This is a genomic window from Mesorhizobium sp. M0185, assembly GCF_040322175.1.
Taxonomy (GTDB): Bacteria; Pseudomonadota; Alphaproteobacteria; order Rhizobiales; family Rhizobiaceae; genus Mesorhizobium.
Genome location: NZ_JAMYSY010000061.1, coordinates 11,838 through 29,046 on the forward strand (window position 1 = coordinate 11,838; position 17,209 = coordinate 29,046).

13 protein-coding genes are annotated in these 17,209 nt (G+C 63.1%); 6 read left to right on the top strand and 7 right to left on the bottom strand.

All coding sequences use genetic code 11. The features are described 5' to 3' along the window. Positions 1-22 precede the first annotated feature (22 nt). The 5 genes from NKJ20_RS30020 to NKJ20_RS30040 form a co-directional block, all read right to left on the bottom strand. Complete coding sequence (locus NKJ20_RS30020; protein WP_352451977.1) at positions 23-1,015, bottom strand: lipid A biosynthesis lauroyl acyltransferase; 993 nt, start codon at positions 1,013-1,015, stop codon at positions 23-25. A 2-nt stretch (positions 1,016-1,017) separates the two neighbouring features. Beyond that, positions 1,018-2,046 (bottom strand): zinc-binding dehydrogenase, encoded by a 1,029-nt coding sequence (locus NKJ20_RS30025; RefSeq protein ID WP_352749005.1) that lies wholly within the window; start codon positions 2,044-2,046, stop codon positions 1,018-1,020. A 36-nt stretch (positions 2,047-2,082) separates the two neighbouring features. After that, entirely contained in the window at positions 2,083-3,372 is a 1,290-nt protein-coding gene (locus NKJ20_RS30030) for a beta-ketoacyl-ACP synthase (protein WP_352749006.1), read from the bottom strand. A gap of 75 nt (positions 3,373-3,447) precedes the next feature. Then, positions 3,448-4,635, bottom strand: coding sequence for a beta-ketoacyl-ACP synthase (locus NKJ20_RS30035; RefSeq protein ID WP_352749008.1), 1,188 nt, complete (start codon positions 4,633-4,635; stop codon positions 3,448-3,450). A gap of 39 nt (positions 4,636-4,674) precedes the next feature. After that, positions 4,675-4,959 (bottom strand): acyl carrier protein, encoded by a 285-nt coding sequence (locus tag NKJ20_RS30040; protein WP_023676462.1) that lies wholly within the window; start codon positions 4,957-4,959, stop codon positions 4,675-4,677. A gap of 217 nt (positions 4,960-5,176) precedes the next feature. Here NKJ20_RS30040 and NKJ20_RS30045 point away from each other — a divergent pair, with 217 nt between their 5' ends. Together NKJ20_RS30045 and NKJ20_RS30050 are read left to right on the top strand one after the other, a co-directional pair. After that, on the top strand, positions 5,177-5,431 hold the full coding sequence (locus NKJ20_RS30045; protein ID WP_352539690.1) for a hypothetical protein: 255 nt from the start codon (positions 5,177-5,179) through the stop codon (positions 5,429-5,431). A gap of 504 nt (positions 5,432-5,935) precedes the next feature. Beyond that, positions 5,936-7,096, top strand: a complete 1,161-nt coding sequence (locus NKJ20_RS30050; RefSeq protein WP_352749018.1) for an epoxide hydrolase family protein — start codon at positions 5,936-5,938, stop codon at positions 7,094-7,096. A gap of 202 nt (positions 7,097-7,298) precedes the next feature. Here the strand turns inward: NKJ20_RS30050 and NKJ20_RS30055 are convergent, their stop codons facing one another. Together NKJ20_RS30055 and NKJ20_RS30060 are read right to left on the bottom strand one after the other, a co-directional pair. Continuing rightward, on the bottom strand, positions 7,299-7,847 hold the full coding sequence (locus tag NKJ20_RS30055; RefSeq protein ID WP_352539693.1) for a histidine phosphatase family protein: 549 nt from the start codon (positions 7,845-7,847) through the stop codon (positions 7,299-7,301). Between the two features lie 105 nt (positions 7,848-7,952). Further along, positions 7,953-10,964 (bottom strand): caspase family protein, encoded by a 3,012-nt coding sequence (locus NKJ20_RS30060; protein WP_352749010.1) that lies wholly within the window; start codon positions 10,962-10,964, stop codon positions 7,953-7,955. Between the two features lie 149 nt (positions 10,965-11,113). Here NKJ20_RS30060 and NKJ20_RS30065 point away from each other — a divergent pair, with 149 nt between their 5' ends. From NKJ20_RS30065 to NKJ20_RS30080, 4 genes are all read left to right on the top strand, one after another. Beyond that, the gene (locus NKJ20_RS30065; RefSeq protein ID WP_352749013.1) at positions 11,114-12,064 is read left to right on the top strand and encodes an AEC family transporter; all 951 of its coding nucleotides are present in this window, start codon (positions 11,114-11,116) and stop codon (positions 12,062-12,064) included. Positions 12,065-12,275: 211 nt separating this feature from the next. Further along, positions 12,276-13,733 carry an NAD-dependent succinate-semialdehyde dehydrogenase gene (locus NKJ20_RS30070; RefSeq protein ID WP_352749015.1) on the top strand — a complete coding sequence of 486 codons (1,458 nt, stop codon included), beginning with the start codon at positions 12,276-12,278 and terminating at the stop codon, positions 13,731-13,733. A gap of 82 nt (positions 13,734-13,815) precedes the next feature. Beyond that, positions 13,816-14,841, top strand: coding sequence for an aldose epimerase family protein (locus tag NKJ20_RS30075; RefSeq protein ID WP_352719619.1), 1,026 nt, complete (start codon positions 13,816-13,818; stop codon positions 14,839-14,841). A 334-nt stretch (positions 14,842-15,175) separates the two neighbouring features. Further along, on the top strand, positions 15,176-17,104 hold the full coding sequence (locus NKJ20_RS30080) for an adenylate/guanylate cyclase domain-containing protein (RefSeq protein WP_352749016.1): 1,929 nt from the start codon (positions 15,176-15,178) through the stop codon (positions 17,102-17,104). Positions 17,105-17,209: the final 105 nt, after the last annotated feature.

Sequence of the window (17,209 nt, forward strand, 5' to 3'; positions counted from 1 at the left end):
GTGCCCAAAAAGATCGTTCCGCTCAGGCGGCTTTGTCGCGCACTGTCGCCGGCCGACGCTTTTTGCGGCCGCTGATCTCCCAGCGCTTGTGGAACCACATCCACTGGCCGGGGTCTTCGCGCACCCAGCGCTCGACCACGTCGTTGAGAAGCTGGGTGGTGGCGCGGACGTCGACACTGCCGCCGGCGGTGCGCGGCAAGGTGAGCTTGTCCTCGATCTCGAGCCGGAAACGGTTGTTCGGCAGGCGCACGCAGCGCGCCGGGTAGACATCGCAATCGTAGTGCCGCGCCAGGGTGCCGAGAACGCGGTTGCTCTCGCAGGGGCGGCCGAAGAATGTCGTCTCGAGCCCGCCCGTGAATTTCTGGTCGACCAGCACGCCGATATTGCCGCCTTTCTCGAGGATGGCCGCAAGTGCGAACGAGGCACCGGTCGAAGACGGCAGCAGCGATCCCATGCTCGAGCGGCGGGTCGAGAGGATGTAGTCGGCGAGGTAAGGGTTGTTGGGCGGGCGAAACAGCGCCGTGATGTTCATGCCGAAGGTCGCCGCCGCCACTGGCAGCAGCTCGAAATTCCCGAGATGCCCAGTGAAGACGATATGCGGCTTGTCCTCGCCGGCAATGCGCACGAAATGCTCCACGCCCTTGACCTCGACACGGCCCGGCTTCGTCGCAGCGGGATCGTAGTCGAACAAAGCATCGAGAAAGATGTATTCGGCGGCCAGGCGGGCCATGTTGCCCCACATGTCGGAAGCGATCGCCTCGATCTCGGCATCGCTCTTTTCCGGATAGGCCTTGCGCAGATTGTCGACGGCGACCTGATGGCGCGCTACCCAGGGGCCGATGCGGCGGGCAGCGCGGTCGGCGAAATTGAGCGCGCTGTCGGGCGGCAGCAGGCGCAGCGCGGAGATGATGAACATCGCGACCCGCGCGACCAGCCAGTAGTTGAACTGGCGAAGCCGCCTGCCATAGCGGAATCCCAGGTCCCTGCGGATCTTCCTGAAGGCGTTGCCGATCATTCTCAGCCGACGCGCAGGATGATCTTGCCGAAGACGTCGCGGCCTTCCATGCGTTTCAGCGCCGCATCGATGCCGTCCAAACCGACCTCGGTGTCGATCACCGGCGCGACAAGGCCCGCCGCCATCTTCTGCATGGCGTCGGCCATGTTTTCCATGCGGCAGCCGAACGAGCCGAGCAGCTTCAGCTGCTGTTGGAACAACTGCATCAAATTGATCTGCGTCGACACGCCGGAGGTCGAGCCGCAGGTGACCAGCCGACCGCCGCGTTTGAGGCACAGCATCGAGGCGGCAAAGGTGTCGGTCCCGACATGCTCGAACACCACGTCGACGCCCTTCTTCTTGGTCAGCTTGCGCACGACGCCTTCGAAGCGGTCGTCGCGGTAATTGATGACGTGGTCGGCGCCGAGCGCCTTGGCCTTGTCGATCTTGTCGTTCGAGCCGACGGTGGTGATGACCGTGCAGCCCATCTTCTTGGCCAGCTGAATCGCGGCGGAGCCGATGCCGGAGCCGCCGGCATGGACCAGTATCGTCTCGCCGGGCTGCAGCCGGGCATTGTCGAACAGCATGTGCTCGACCGTGCCGAAGGTGACAGGCGCCACCGCCGCGCCGATTTCGCTCACGCCGGGCGGAGCTGGGACCAGAAGGCGCGCCGGCAGGTTGATCTTTTCCTGCGCAAAGCCGTCGAGATGGAAGCCGTGCACGCCCGAAACATGCTCGCAGAGATTGTCGCGGCCTTCGCGGCAGGCGCGGCAAAGACCGCAGGTGCGGGCGCCATAGATCGACACCAATTGCCCGGGCACAAGGCTGGAAACGCCGGGGCCGACCGCCTCGACCTCGCCGGAAGCCTCGGCGCCGACGACCAGCGGCAGCTTGCGCTTGGCAAAAGCCATGCCGCGCCAGCCCCAGACGTCGATGTGGTTCAGCGCCACGGCCTTGATGCGCAGCGTCACCTCGCCGAGCGCAGGTTGCGGCGGGGGCGGCAGGTCCACCGTTTCAAGGCGGCGGTCCTCGATAAGTTGCAATGCGCGCATGGTGCCTGTCGGTTCAGTCTGGCTGAAAAAGGTCGCTTAGACCGGTTCCCGCGCCATGACAAGGCAGGTGTTCTGGCCGCCGAAGCCGAAGGAGTTCGACAGGACCGTGCCGACCTCGGCGTTGCGCTTGGTGTTCGGCACCACGTCGAGCACGATTGCCGGGTCGGGATTGTCGTAGTTGATGGTCGGCGGAATGACGCTTTCGCGCATCGTCATCAGCGAAAATGCGGCCTCGACGGCACCGGCAGCCGATAGGGTGTGGCCGATCATCGACTTATTCGACGAGACCGGCATTGACGAGATCCGCTCGCCGAACACCGTCGACAGCGACAAATGCTCCATCTTGTCGTTTTCGGGCGTCGAGGTGCCATGGGCGTTGACATAATCGATCCCGTTCTCACTCAAGCCGGCATCGGCAAGGGCGGCGCGCACCGCCGCGATCGCCGGCGAACCATCCGGCTTGGAGCGCGTGCGATGGAAGTCGTCGGCCTTTTCGCCGCAGCCGCGCAATATGCCGAGAATGGTGGCGCCGCGGGCAAGTGCTGCCTGCAGCGATTCCAGCACAAGGGCGCCCGAGCCTTCGGCCAGCACGAAGCCGTCGCGGTCCTTGGAGAAGGGTTTTGAAGCCTTTTCGGGGATGTCGTTATGGGTCGAGAGCGCGGACAGAAGCGAGAAGCGGATCAGCGCCTCGGCGGTCGCCGAGCCGTCGGCGCCGATCGACAGCGCCCTGTCGCATTCGCCGCGGCGGATCGCCTCGACGCCGAGCTGGATCGCCGTGGCGCCCGAAGCGCACGCGGTCGACAGCGTAATCGGCAGGCCGCGCGTGCCGAAACGGTCGGCAAGCCGGTCGGCAATCGAGCCGAACTGGGTGGTCTCGAAGATGTCGAGTTCCCTGAGGCCGCGCGCTACCCGCAGCAGCCTCTCGGCACCGGTGTCGTGCCTGTCTGAATTATTGGGCGTGTCGAAATTGTAGAGCGAAAAGCGCTCGCTCCAGTCGAGCTCGACCGGCGGCGAAGCGAGGAACAGCGGTCCGCCGAAATCGCCGGCATCGAGGCCGGCCTCCGACATCGCTTCCTGGGCGGCGGTTTCGGCAAGCTCATAGGTGAGGAGACTGGCGCCCTTGGAACTCGACGGCAGGAAATCGACCATGCCGGAGATGCGGGTGTTGAGATGATCGACCGGGAAGCGGGTGATCGGATGGATGCCGGACTTGCCTGAGGTAAGTGCCGCCCAATTGTCGGCTTTGCCGACACCGAGCGACGTCACCACGCCGATGCCGGTGACGGCGACGATGGGCCTGCCCATGTGGTCGTTCAGATTGGCCATTTGTTGTCCAAAAACCTGTTTCTCTTGGAGCGTCGGATCGCCCGAAAACCGCGCCACACTTTTCGGTCCGATGCTCTAGGCGGCTTTGATCAGCGCCATGCCCTCGAATTGGTGATAGCCGATCGCCGTTGCAAGGACGGTCTTCGGGACACCGGCAAACGGTTTTTCGACTGTGGCGTCGAACACGGGGTAGGCGGCCTTGCGGTCGACAGCCAGCGCCGCCAGCGCCACGGCAAAGGGGAACTGCGCTTCCTTCATGTGACCGGTCAGCGTCGAAAAGCCGCGTGCGGCGATCGCCGGATTGGCCTCGAGCGCCGATTTCTCGGCGGCGGTCGCGGCATGGGCGCCCGAAGCGCCGGAGATCGCGAGCAGCTCGCCATTCGGCAATGCGGCTTGCTTCAGCAGCACGGCGATCTCGCCGTCGAGTTCGCCCCGCCGGCGCCTGGCGCGGCCGGACAGGACCGGGCCGAGTTCCGCATAGATCTTCCGGCCACGGCTTTCCGCATGCTCGCGCTGCTCCAGGACGAGAAACGCGCCGCCGGATCCGGTCACCACGCCGCCGCCTTCGGCGCCTTGCCTCTGCCAGACCGGCCGCCACGGACCGCGATGCAGGTAGCCGGCCAGTTCATAGCCGAGCAGCATGTCGGAATGTTCGGTCTGGAAAGCGCCGCCGACCAGTATATGCGTCGACTGGCCGGAGCGGATGCGCGCGGCCGCGGTCTCGACAGCGGCAACGCCGGCACCTTCCTCGCCCATGAAGGTGCGCGACGACCCCGTCACCTTGTGGACGATCGAGATGTTGCCGGCGAGCAGGTTGGAAAGCTGTGCCAGAAACAGCGTCGGGCGCAATTCCGTGGTCAGCTTCTCGTTGAGCAGCACGTCGCGGTCATTGCGGCTTTCCGATGCCGCGAGAATGGCCGCGTCGACCGCCTCGTCGCGCTCGCCGCCGCCGGCGGCCACCACCATGTCCATGGTCGCGCAGAGTTCGTCATTGCCCTTGATGCCGGCATCGTCGAGCGCAAGGCCGGCCGCATAGGTGCCGAGCCTCTGCCAGGTCTCCATCTGCCGCTGGTCGCCACGCTTGGCGATCTGCAGGTTCCAGTCGATCTCCGGCAGCGGGTGGACCGTATAGGGCGAGAAGCGCGAGGCCTCCAGAACCGGTTCAAGGCGCGGCTGGACGAGCTTTTGCCAATGCGCATCCGGACCCTCGCCCAGTGACGAGACAAGGCCGATGCCTGATATGACGACGTCGCGGGGGTTCATGGGCGGCTGTTGTGGGTGAGGGCGCGTCAAGCGCTGTGCTTAGATGGCGTTCTTGGCGGCGACGAGCGCGTCGATCTTGGCGCACAGGTTCTTCATGACGAAATAGTCGTCGGTCGAGGCCTTGCCGTCATTGACCTCTTGCGTCCACTTTTCCAACGGCACCTTGATGCCGAATTCCTTGTCGATGGCAAAGACGATGTCGAGGAAGTCGAGGCTGTCGATGCCGAGATCGTCGATGGTGTGGCTTTCGGGCGTGATCGTCTCGATGTCGATCTCGCTGGTGTCGGCGATGATCTTGGCGACTTTGTCGAACGTGGTGGACAAGGGCTTTTCCTTCGATTGCGGGCGGAATCTGTCCGCATGTGTTTTGGGCTGTCTAATCGGTTTTTCCGGGCAGGAAAAGGCCTGATACGCCGCGCGCAGATGGGATTGCTGTTCTGCCAGAGCAATAGGGGTCGCTGGCAACCCCTCCCGGCGATATGCCGAAACCGTCCCATCTTTGATCATTGGGTGTACCAATGTACCATGGTACAAAAGATCTATGACCATAGAACGCGTGCAGACCGGGGTGCGCCTGGAAAAACGATTGGTGAAGGTGCTCAAGGCCTTGGCTGAGCATCGCGACGTGAGCCTGGGTGACCTCATCGAGGGCATCGTGCTGCATGCTTTCGAAGGCCGGACGCCGTTCTCCGCGGCGACACTGGAAACAATCGGCCAATTGAAGCGCATCTACGAAATGGAGCTTGCCGCAGCGGACAGCCACGGTCTGGCGGAAACCGGCGGGGAGGGCGGATGACGAGCCATCTTGCGCGCAGCCACAGCATCGTGCTTTCGGGGCCGATCGACCGCGTCTTTCCGCTGTTCACGCCGATCGGAGAGACCCTTGGGTGGACGGCTGGCGCATCGCATCCGCTATGTTCGCGTTACGCCGGATTCGCGTTTCGGATTTGTCGAGGTGGCCTGCCGACCGACCACTAACGGAGGCACGGAGGCGTCGATTACCTATGCGTTCACGGCCTTGGAGCCCGGCAGGAGCATCCTATCTGTCCGAACTTACAGAGGACGCGTTCGCGGACATGATCGAGGGATGGAAGCTCCGTGTCGACGCTTGGCTGGTAGCGGTGAAAATCTGACGCCAGGTAACTTAAACGAATTGCCACTAAGGGTGGAATGTTACCTTCGTCTCGTAGATGGGAACGAGCAAGTAGCGGACAAAGCGGTCGCTCAGTGAGGTTTCCTGCGTTCTGTGCCTTGATGATGGGACAATTCTTCGCCGCTGATCGGAGCAACACCCGTGGCCATGCATTCCTTCCACATCCACATCCCGGATGAACAGATCGAGTACCTACAGCGTCGTATCCAATCGACAAGATGGCCGTCGTCGATCTTCGCATACGGGTGGGACGACGGTACTGACGTTGATTTCCTCAGAAAGCTTTCACGTTACTGGGAATACGATTTCAGGTGGCGCGATCACGAAAAACGTCTGAACCTGTTGCCTCAGTTTAGGGTCACGATAGACGGGTGCGACATCCATTTCGTTCATCAGAAAGGAAAGGGGTCAGCACCCTTGCCGTTGATCCTCACTCATGGCTGGCCCGGCTCCTTCGCCGAGTTCGAGCACGTCATTCCGCTGCTCACGGATCCTGCCAAATACGGCGGGGATGCCGAGGACGCCTTCGATGTCGTCGCACCGTCGCTTCCGGGTTTCGGCTTCTCGTCCCCGCCGCATCAGGCCGGCGTTAGCTCAAAGCGTGTCGCGAAGCTGTGGCGGGCGCTGATGCGCGAATTGGGATATGATCGCTTCGCCGCACAAGGTGGCGACATCGGCGCAGGCGTCTCGTCCTGGCTCGCTCGGCTTTACCCGGACGACCTTATCGGATTGCACCTGAATTACATTCCAGGCAGTTTCCGCCCGAACCTCGGTCGCGACGACCCACCTGTCACGCCGGAGGAGAAGGCATTCCTCGACAGTGCGGCGAATTTCGCCGCAACGGAGGGCGCCTACGCTTTTCTGCAGGGGACCAAGCCCCAGACGCTAGCCTTTGCACTGACAGATTCCCCAATCGGGCTAGCCGCATGGATTGCCGAGAAGTTCCGCAGTTGGAGCGACTGCGAAGGCGAACTCGAACGCGCCATCCCTCTAGACACGCTGCTTACCGACATCTCGCTCTACTGGTTCGGTAACACGATCGAGGCCTCACTCCGGATTTACAAAGAGAACCGGCTCTGCCCCCTGATCTTTGGGCCAAGGGAGCGAATAACACCGCCCCTCGGCGTTGCAGTCTTCCCTCGAGAGCTTCCTATGCCACCTCGCTCCTGGGTCGAGCGAGTCTTCCGTGTCGAGCGCTGGACCGACATGCCGAAAGGCGGACATTTCGCGGCGATTGAGCAACCCGAACTCCTGGTCGAGGACATCCGGGCCTTTTTTCGGCCGCTGAGGCTCCGGCCGGCAAAGTAAGGACGAAAACCTGCCCGTTGTCACGGCTCGGAAGTCCTGATGAGACGGTAGCATCGCATTCGCCTTCGTTAAAAGCGCTCGTTGCTCCTGACTAAGGTCAATGTCGACCTTGGACTCGACCAAGACCTCATCGCGGGTCGGAACCGGTATTCCGCTTAAGGTTCCAAGCGCTAGATTTTCACTTCAACCGGCTCCGGCCCGGTCAGAAGGTAACGCGGCCGAGTACCCGCAGGCCGTCGCCCTGCGGCGCGACGACCACGGCTTCGCCTTCGCGCGGCGAGATGCCGGTCAATTCCTTGATGTTTTCGAGATGCGTGACCATGACCAGATTGTCGGAGCCGGAATAGCCGCGGATTTCGGCTACGATCGCAGCGATCTGGGCGGCCTTCTCCTTTTCGTCGGTCTTCAGCAGGTCAAGCGGTGCGAACGGCTCCGGCTCGCTTTCGAAAGCGATGCGGGCGGTCTCGAGGCAGCGGCAATAGCGGCTGGACAGCACGCGCTCGACCGGTGCCGCGCGGGCGCCAAACAGCGCGCCGATCTTGCGTGCCTGCTGCTTGCCGCGCTCCGAGAGATTGACCTGGGTTGCACATTTGCCGAGGTCGAAATTGGCCGCATCGGTGGTGCCGGTGACCATGGCATGGCGGAGCAGGACCACATGCCCGCCGTCGCGCAGCAGCGCCCAGCCGGCTTCCGTCGCATGGGCTGTGGCGGAAACGGCAAGCAACAGCAGCGCCAGCACAAATCGAAGCATCGGACATCCTTTTCGGGTGACCGGCAGGCGGGCCCCGGTGACCGGCATATAGGGATGGCAAAGCCGGCTGAAAGACAAGCCGAGTGCAACCTGCGGCCGAAAAGCCTATTTCTTCGCCATCTGCTTCTTCACCAGATCGATCTTGCGGTCGGTCAGGGGGATGGGGAGTGTGTAGCCGGCTTCGGTAAAGCCCTGCTTGGCGTTTTCGAAGAATTCGATCGCCTTTTGGTATTCGGCATTGCCGCCGCCATAGCTGCCGCGGTTCCAGTGGACGTCGCCGAGATTGTTCTGCTCGAAGGCCCATTGCATCGGCTGGCCTTCGCGGGTGAAGACCTTGAGCGTTGCCTCGAAGGCGGCTTCGGCTTCATCCAGATATTTGCCGGTGCGTTCGAGATTGCCGAGATTGATCAGGCTCATGCCGATGCCGTTCTGCGCGTTTGCCCAATCGACGGGCGAGGTCTCGAAGGTCAGCACCTCCAGCGCCGCCCGGCGCGCGGCGATCGATGCGGCCAGTTTGCCGGGATCGGCCTCGCTCATGCTCAGCCATTGCAGCGCCGAGCCGAGGCCGGCCTGCGCCAGTGCCCATTGCCGCGGCGTGGTCTCGCGCTTGTATTCGCGCAGTGCATCGCGATAGGCCTCGATCGCCGCCTCGTAGTGCACCGGCTTGTCGGTCACGCCGCCGAGCAGTTGCAGCGTGTTGCCGAGATTGTAGTGGGTCATCGCCCAGTCGAGCGGAAACTCCTTTTTGGTATAGACGCGCCGTGCCGCCCGGTATGCAGCAGCCGATTGCTCAAGCCTGGCAGGATCGCGCGTGCGCTGGCCGAGCGTCTGGTAGATCGAGCCGAGATTGTTCTCCGCCGAAGCCCAATCCGTCGGAAAACGCTGGCGTGTGAATATGATCAGCGCGTCGCCATAGGCGGCAGCCGCCTCTTCGAGCAGGCCGGTGCCGAGATCGAAACGGGCAGCACTGCTCAGCGCGTTGCCCAGATTGAGACGGCTGCTCGCCCAGGAGAGTGGGAAGGTGTCGCGTGTGCGGATTTCGAGCGCGGCGCGGAATGCCGCGGCTGCCTCGTCGATTTTTGCCTTGTCGTTGCGTTGCGTGCCGAGAGACACCAGCGTATTGCCGAGGTTGTTCTGGACCATCGCCCACTGAACGGGCGCCTTTTCGCGCGTGTATTCTTCAAGCGCCAGCCGGTATGCGGCCTCGGCCTCGGTCAGGCGCTCGCCGACCGGTTCGCGTTCCGAAAGCGCGTAAAGCGCAAGGCCAAGGTTGCTTTGCGAGGCGGCCCAGTCCAGCGGGACTTTGTCGCGCGGCCGCTTCTCCAGCGTGGCGCGCATCGCCACCACCGCCTCGTTCAGGCGTTTCGGGTCGCTCTCGCGTTCGCCGATCTTCAACAGCACATTGGCCAGGTTATTCTGGGCGGCCGCCCAGTTGAGATCATCCTTCTCGCGCTCGAACACGGCAAGCGAATCGCGAAAGATCTTCGCTGCCTCTTCCAGCCGGTCGATTTGGCGCTCGCGCTCGCCGATCGTCTGCAGCACCACAGCCATGTTGTTGCGGGTGATCGCCCAGTCGCGGTTCTGCTCGCCATTGGGGATGAAGTTCAGGATGACGCGGTAGGCGTCGATGGCGTGCTGCAGCGCTTGCCTGTCGCCGGTGGCGCTGCCATGCGCGTTGAGCGCTTCCGCCTCCTGGTTCTTGTAGTTCCAGCGCAGCCTGTCGTCCCATCTCTCGACCAGCGAGAAGGCCTTGCCGTAATCGTTGGCGGCCGACAGATAGTCGAAGACCAGCGCCGAAGCGTCGGCGCGCCTGGCATAGATCGCCGCGTCGGCAAGACGCTTCTGCCTGACCAGATCCTCTGCCCGGTCGACCACGCCGCTGGCCTGCTCGACCCGGCCCACCGCCTGGTCGAGGAAGTTGCGCGCAGTGACGATGGCGCCCTGGCCGATCGCCTTGTCGGCCGAGGCGACGAGGCGGCTGATCTCGGGGTCGTCGGTGCGCAGCGCGTCGCGCTCGGAGATCATCTTCTTCAGGCGCTCGGCCTGGGCGTCGAGCAGCTTTTGCAGGTCGGTGGGGTCCTCCGGCATCTTTTCGGTGCCGAGCGCCTTCAACACGCCATAAAGCGCGTCGAGCGGCACGCCGTCCTGCAGCGAGGCCAGTTCCACCTGTGCCCGCGTGGGGTCAGGCAACTCGGCGATCGTCAGCAGCAATTGCCGCCGCTCGCCGGTGATCAGGCCGTCGTCGCCGGTCGGTTCCTGCGGTGCTACGCCGAAGTAGAGCAGCCGGCGAAGGCTTTCATTGACCCATGGCCGCTGCTTGGCCTTGGTGTCGAGATAGACCTCCTCGGTCACCATGCGCATGACCGAGCCGAACTCGGTGCCCTTCATCGCCGCGAGGTGGCGCAGAAGTGCCGCTGCGTAGGGGCTGTTTTCGCCGACGATGCCATCGAGTGCCGGCCGCCCCGGCTCGGCGGCAAAGCCAATCACCGTTCCCAGATTTTCCGTCGCGGTCGCGTTTGCCAGTGCCCTGGCGCCGCGCACCGGCTCCAGGCCGCCGGCGCCAATCGGCGAGGCCGAGGCCGTCGGCGCCCGGCGCAGCACCGCATCCGCCGGAAACGGGTTGGTGCGGCAGGCATCGAGCAGCATGATCGTTACCGGCACGGTCGTCTTCAGTTCGTCCATGACGGCGGAAATCGGCACCAGGGCCTGATCGGCGTCCTTCAATGAAGAAACGTCAGCGTCGACCGGCACCAGATAGTTTTCGCCGCCAGCCTCGATGCCGTGGCCGGAATAGTAGATCAAGGCGACGTCGGCGTCCTCGGCATCCTCGGCGAAACGTTCGAGGTCGCGCTTCAGCTTTGCCGTGTCGCGGTCGGTGACGCTGCGCGCGTCGAAGCCGAGATCGGTCAGCATCTTGGCGATGTCGCGGGCGTCGTTGGCCGGGTTGGGAAGAGCCGCTATGTGCTGGTATTTCGACTGGCCGACAATCAGCGCCACGCCCTTGAGGCTCGCCGGCTCCGCCGCATGAGCCGAGGTCACCGCGAGGCAAAGCATGGCGCCGACGAAAGCCGTCAGCCACGCCTGCTTGAAGAAGTGCTGATTTCCGACAAGGCCCATTCGCCGCGTGTCCCCCGACAACCCTGTATAGCGCCGGCATCCAACCATGAGCAAATTCGGGCAAGATCCGAGCGGCCGGATTGTTGGCCGGTACATTCGCGAGGGAAGGGCGATTGCGCCGCCGCCGGGGCTCGCCTATCACGGGAAAAATGTCTCCGCTTATCGAAACCGTCCTCTTCGTCTTCAGTCTCGTCGGGCTCGGCTATCTTGCCGGGTTGACCGGCTATTTGAAGCCGGCGAGCGGCGAGGGCGTATCCGAATTCGCCATCAACGTGGCAATGCCGCTTTTGCTGTTCCAGACCATGGTAAAGGCCGATTTCCACGGCGTGGCGCCGTGGTCGCTATGGGGCGCTTATTTCGCGGCGGTTGCGCTCACCTGGGCCACCGGCCATCTGGTCATTACGCGCATCTTCGGGCGGGACGCCCGCGCCGGCGTCGTCGGCGGCGTATCGTCGTCCTACTCCAACGTCGTCCTGCTCGGCGCGCCCTTCATCATCGGCGTGTTCGGGCCGGCCGGGTTCGAAGTGCTGTCACTGCTCGTCTCCATTCACCTGCCAGTGATGATGATGGCCTCGATCATCCTTTTCGAGATGTTCGGCCGCGGCGGCAGCGAGCCTGTGCATCCGCTCCGCGTCGTCAGGAGCTTTCTCAGGCGGGTATTCATCAATCCGCTGATCATAGGCATACTGGCCGGGCTGGCGTGGCGCTTCACCGGTGCGCCGCTGCCGGTGCTTGCGACGCGGCTGAGCGACGCGCTGGCCGGCACGGCCGCCCCGGTGGCGCTGTTCGCCATGGGGCTCAGCCTGCGCCGTTTCGGCATTTCCGGCAATGTAAGGCCGGCGCTGGCGCTGTCGGCGCTGAAACTGTTCCTAATGCCGGCGCTGGTTCTCGGCCTGGTCTGGCTGATCGGCCTGCCGCCATTGACGGCCAAGGTGGCGGTCATGGTTGCGGCGTTGCCGTCCGGCATCAATTCCTATCTCATCGCGGTGCAGTTCAACACCGGCCAGGCGCTGGCGTCGAACCAGATGACCATCGCCACCGCCTGTGCGGTCGTGACCACTGCGTTTTGGCTGACCGTGGTCGTCCATGTTTTTGGATAAGAACTCGGGTTTTTGGATAAGAACCCGGGTTTTTGGATAAGAACCCGGCTGCATCGCCTCTCGCTTTGGCTGGCCCAAACCCTATATGCCATCTTGTGATTGCTTGCGGGGCTTGCCCTGGGCTAAGAGCAGTGGCTCTAGCGATGCTATCGCGCACGTCCATTCACGAAATCAGCGACCGGCCCGCCAGGTGCCGAACGGAGGCGAGATCATGCTTCAGAAGACCAGCCATTTCATGCGGCAGGCCAATCTCATCAATGGCGAATGGGTGCAGGCCGATTCAGGCCAGACGGTCGACGTCAACAATCCTGCCACCGGCCTCAAGATCGGCACGGTGCCGAAGTCGGGCAAGGCCGAGACCCGCCGCGCCATCGAAGCCGCCGACGCGGCCTTCCAGACATGGCGCAAGACCACCGCGCTCGAACGCTCGAAGCTGTTGCGCAAGCTGCACGACGCGATGATGGATAATCAGGACGTGTTGGCCGAACTGCTGACCATCGAACAGGGCAAGTCGCTGTTCGAATCGAAGGGCGAGATCGGCTCGGCCGCGTCCTACATATTGTGGTTCGCCGAAGAAGGCCGCCGCACCTATGGCGACGTCGTGCCGTCGCCCTGGGCTGACCGCCGTATCCTGGTGACCAAGGAACCGGTCGGCGTCATCGCCGCCATCACGCCGTGGAATTTCCCGTCCTCGATGCTGGCCCGCAAGCTTGGCCCGGCGCTTGCCGCCGGCTGTACCGCCGTGGTCAAGCCGGCGTCGCAGACGCCTTATTCCGGCCTTGCCTGGGGCGCGCTTGCCGAGGAAGTCGGCTTCCCTAAAGGCGTAATCAATATCCTGACCGGCGCCGCCGGTGAGATCGGCGACGAGATCTGCGCCAACCCGCTGGTCAAGAAGATCACCTTCACCGGCTCGACGGAGGTCGGCAAGATCCTGATCCAGAAGTCGTCGGTGACGGTCAAGAAAGTGTCGATGGAGCTCGGCGGCAACGCGCCGTTCATCGTCTTCGATGACGCCGATCTCGAGCGGGCCGTCGCCGGCGCCATCACCGCCAAGTACCGCAATTCCGGCCAGACCTGCGTCTGCACCAACCGCTTCCTGGTGCAGGCCGGCATCTACGACCAGTTTGTCGAAAAGCTGGCTGCTGCGAGCAACGGGCTGAAGGTCGGTTCCGGCCTCGAGGAAGGCGTCCAGCAGGGACCGCTGATCGACGAAAAGGCGGTGGAGAAGGTCGAGGAGCTGATTGCCGACGCTACCGCCAAAGGCGGCAAGGTCGTCGCCGGCGGCAAGCGCCACGCGCTCGGCGGCTCGTTCTTCCAGCCGACGGTGATCGCCAATGCGACGCCGAAGATGCGCTTCATGAAGGAAGAAATCTTCGGCCCGGTGGCGCCGGTATTCAAGTTCGAAACCGAGGAAGAGGCCGTGGCACTCGCCAACGACACCGAGTTCGGCCTGGCCTGCTATTTCTACACCGGCGATCTCGGCCGCGCCTTCCGGGTCATGGAAGGGCTGAAATACGGCATGGTTGGCGTCAATGAAGGGCTCATCACCACCCCTGAGGCGCCGTTCGGCGGCGTCAAGGAATCGGGCCTCGGCAAGGAAGGCGGCCATCAGGGCATCGAGGACTATCTCGACACCAAATATGTCTGCATCGGCGGACTTGGTCTCTAGAAGCCTCATGCGGTAATACCGAAAACGACCCTGAGCCGCTTCGGAAAAGGCCAGGCTGGCGTCGAGCAACGAACTTGCGAGCATGGCGATGAAGGACGGCGAGGTTTTCGGCACGACGCAGGCGGGCGAGGAAGTCCGCCGTTTCACCATTCGTGGCGGCGGCCTTACCGCCAACATCATCGGCCTGGGTGCGATCATCCAGGATCTGCACCTGGCCGGGCACGAGGCGCCATTGGTGCTCGGCTATGATCGTTTCGAGCACTATGAGACGGATACCGCCTTCTTCGGCACCGTCGTCGGGCGCTATGCCAACCGTATCCGCGACGGCCGCTTCACGCTTGCCGGCAAACGCTACCAGACCGAGCGCAATTTCCTCGAAAAGCACACGCTGCATGGCGGTTCGCAAGGTTTTTCGCGCCGTGCCTGGGCGGTTTCGCTGCATGGCAGGGATTTTGTAACGCTGACCCTGCACGACCCCGACGGCACGATGGGCTTTCCCGGCGCGCTCGACGTGACCTGCACCTACCGGCTCAAGATCCCCGGCACGCTCAGCGTCGAACTGACCGCCACCTGCGAGGAGCCGACGCTCTGCAACCTCACGCAGCATTCCTATTTCAACCTGGATGACGGCGGCACCGGCGACATTCTCGACCACCGGCTGATGCTGAATGCCGGCGCCTATCTGCCGGTCGACGCGGATCTGATCCCGACAGGCACGGTCAAGCCGGTCGACGGCACGCCCTTCGATTTTCGCCAGGCGCGGCCGCTGCGCATGGAGACCGAGGGCGAGCAGCTCCCTTACGACCAGAATTTCTGCCTCGCCTCGACGCGCGGGCCGCTGAAGCAGGCGTCGTGGGCGCAAGGCGCGAATTCCGGCGTCGAGATGGAGCTCTGGACCACCGAGCCAGGTGTCCAGCTCTATACCGGCCAGTACCTGGCACCGTCCTCGCCTGGACTAGGCGGACGCCAGTACAAGGCCTTTTCGGGCTTCTGCCTGGAGCCGCAAATCTGGCCGGATGCGCCGAACCGGCCGTATTTCCCGCAAGCCACGCTGTGGCCGGGCCAGATCTATCATCACGTGACGGAATACCGGTTCAGGCTGCCTTAGGGCATGACCCCCGGAAACCGGCATGGTTTTGCTGCGCTGACCTCCGGTTCGGAAAGGATCATGCAAAATTCAAAGTGTTATAGCGTCCTTTGCGCGTCCATGACGCGCGGCGCTCTGGAGTCAAAACGCAATCACTCTGAACGACCGACTTCGAACCCTCTCGGACCTTTGACGCCGAGAGCCCTGACGACGCAAGTTGACCCGTTGAAGACGTTCATCCGCACCCGGTCGAAAGTCAGGAACGGCTGACGAGCGGTCATTCACCGCGCGGCCAACGGCGCGTTCTGGCTCCGATGCTTCCATGGGTGTAGGGTTGTGCCATAAAGAGGCGCATATGGCGGTTCCCCCTCTCAATCGGAAGCTGCTGGCGATCCTGGCGGCCGATATGGTTGGCTACTCGAAGGCGATGGAGGCCGATGAGGCCGGAACCATTGAGCGATTGAAAACCGTTCGTTCCGAGGTGTTCGACCCCGCCATCTCCCAGCGCCATGGCCGCGTCGTCAAGTTGATGGGCGATGGCGCGCTTGTCGCCTTCGAAAGCGTGGTCGACGCAGTCGCCTGCGCAGCGGAAATCCAAAGCGCGGCGGCCGCGCGCAATGAAGGTCTGCCAGAGCCTGAGCGCATCGTGTTCCGCATCGGGGTCAATCTGGGCGACGTTGCGCTGGTTGACGGCGATGTCTATGGCGACGGCGTCAATGTCGCCGCGCGGTTGCAGCAACTCGCTGAGCCGGGCGGCGTGATCGTATCGGGCACGGCCTTTGACCATCTGCAGGGCAAGCTTGATTTGCCCCTCGATTTCGCCGGCGAGCAGCAGGTCAAGAACATCAGCCGCCCCGTGCGGATGTACCGACTGAGGCTCGATGGCAAGCGGGTGCGTTGGACCTTACGCAAGGCGATGCCGCGCTGGACCAGGACGACTGCAGCGGCCATCGTCGTGCTGGCTCTGGCGGGTGGAGGGACCTGGTGGTTCTTTCAGCCCGCGCCGCTGGGGGCCAAGCCATCGGTCGCGGTGCTGCCCTTCAATAATTATGGCGGCGACGAGGCCACCGGGCGTTTGGCCGATGGCTTGACTGAGGATATCATAACCGACCTCGCGCGGTTTCCCGAACTTGAGGTCGTGGCCCGGAATTCGACGGAAGTTTACAAAGGCAAGCCGATGGATGCCCGCCAGGTAGCAAGTGCGCTCCATGTCGGCTTCGTACTAGAAGGCTCTATCCAGCGGCAAAATGGGCGGGTGCGGGTCACCGCGCAGTTGATCGATGCACAAACCGGCAACCATCTTTGGTCGGATCGTTGGGACCGGCCTGCTGAGGACGTTTTCGCCGTCCAGACCGAGATCGCAGAGCAAGTCACCAACCGTCTGGGCGGCGGCGTAGGGTTGATTCAGGCGGCCGGGCGGGCCGCGGCCAAACGTAAACGACCTGAAAACCTGAATGCTTATGATTATTATCTGCTCGGGACCGAGAAGATTGAAAAGATCACCATAGCGGATGAGGAGGAGGCCATCGCGCTTCTCAACCGCGCCGTTGAGCTGGACCCCGGGCTGGCCCGGGCCTGGGTAGAACTTTATCATGCTCATGGTATATTGGCTGGCTTCGGTATCAATCCCGAGAGCGAGATCAAGGCGGCTGCCGATGTGGCCGAACGCGCGGTGCGGCTCGATCCAAGTGACGCTGAGGCACACGCCGTGTTTGGTATGAGCCTCAGCCAGAAGGGCGACAACGCCCGCGCCAAGGCTGAGCTGGACACGGCCCTTCGTCTAGCTCCCGGTTCGTCCGAAATCCTGACATTCTATACCGGCTTTGCGGCACGCTTCAATGAACCCGAACGCGGCGCTCAGATGGTCGACCAAGTAACGCGGCTCGACCCGAACTACCCGATGTGGACGTCCAACTTCTTCGCCCCTGCCTATTTTATGGCCGGCCGATATGAGGACGCGTTGAAGATGCTGGAGCGCATGACGCCTAACAACTACGACAAGTGGAAGTGGGTGGTGCTTAGCAGCTCCCTTGCGGCTCTGGGTCGAATGGATGAGGCGAATGCTTCGGTTAGGGAAACTCTCAAGCAGTACCCGGACCTGACCGTCGAGAGCATGATTAATGAAGTGGGCTTGAGCACTAAAGAGCGCAGCCGGTTTATTGAAACAATGCCGCTCGCCGGCTTTCCGGCTTGCGCCAAGCCCGAGGCGCTGGCGAAACTCGCCAAACCTGTGCGATTGTCGGAATGCGAGGCGGGGGAGGCGAAGCCTCTCGGGCAGCCATAGAACACCCCTGTGCAAAGAAAGGAGTTGTGTGCGTCAAGTTCTGCAAAATGGCGTGGCATTGCGGTGACGTCGGCGTGTCCGCCGCGCAGCCCCCGTGTTTAGCGG

Excerpts from the sequence above, each read along its gene's own strand:
- NKJ20_RS30060 (WP_352749010.1), bottom strand. The coding sequence starts at position 10,964 with ATGGGCCTTGTCGGAAATCAGCACTTCTTCAAGCAGGCGTGGCTGACG.
- NKJ20_RS30080 (WP_352749016.1), top strand. The coding sequence starts at position 15,176 with ATGGCGGTTCCCCCTCTCAATCGGAAGCTGCTGGCGATCCTGGCGGCC.
- NKJ20_RS30075 (WP_352719619.1), top strand. The coding sequence starts at position 13,816 with ATGGCGATGAAGGACGGCGAGGTTTTCGGCACGACGCAGGCGGGCGAG.
- NKJ20_RS30065 (WP_352749013.1), top strand. The coding sequence starts at position 11,114 with ATGTCTCCGCTTATCGAAACCGTCCTCTTCGTCTTCAGTCTCGTCGGG.
- NKJ20_RS30070 (WP_352749015.1), top strand. The coding sequence starts at position 12,276 with ATGCTTCAGAAGACCAGCCATTTCATGCGGCAGGCCAATCTCATCAAT.
- NKJ20_RS30050 (WP_352749018.1), top strand. The coding sequence starts at position 5,936 with ATGCATTCCTTCCACATCCACATCCCGGATGAACAGATCGAGTACCTA.
- NKJ20_RS30030 (WP_352749006.1), bottom strand. The coding sequence starts at position 3,372 with ATGGCCAATCTGAACGACCACATGGGCAGGCCCATCGTCGCCGTCACC.
- NKJ20_RS30045 (WP_352539690.1), top strand. The coding sequence starts at position 5,177 with ATGACCATAGAACGCGTGCAGACCGGGGTGCGCCTGGAAAAACGATTG.
- NKJ20_RS30020 (WP_352451977.1), bottom strand. The coding sequence starts at position 1,015 with ATGATCGGCAACGCCTTCAGGAAGATCCGCAGGGACCTGGGATTCCGC.
- NKJ20_RS30025 (WP_352749005.1), bottom strand. The coding sequence starts at position 2,046 with ATGCGCGCATTGCAACTTATCGAGGACCGCCGCCTTGAAACGGTGGAC.
- NKJ20_RS30055 (WP_352539693.1), bottom strand. The coding sequence starts at position 7,847 with ATGCTTCGATTTGTGCTGGCGCTGCTGTTGCTTGCCGTTTCCGCCACA.
- NKJ20_RS30035 (WP_352749008.1), bottom strand. The coding sequence starts at position 4,635 with ATGAACCCCCGCGACGTCGTCATATCAGGCATCGGCCTTGTCTCGTCA.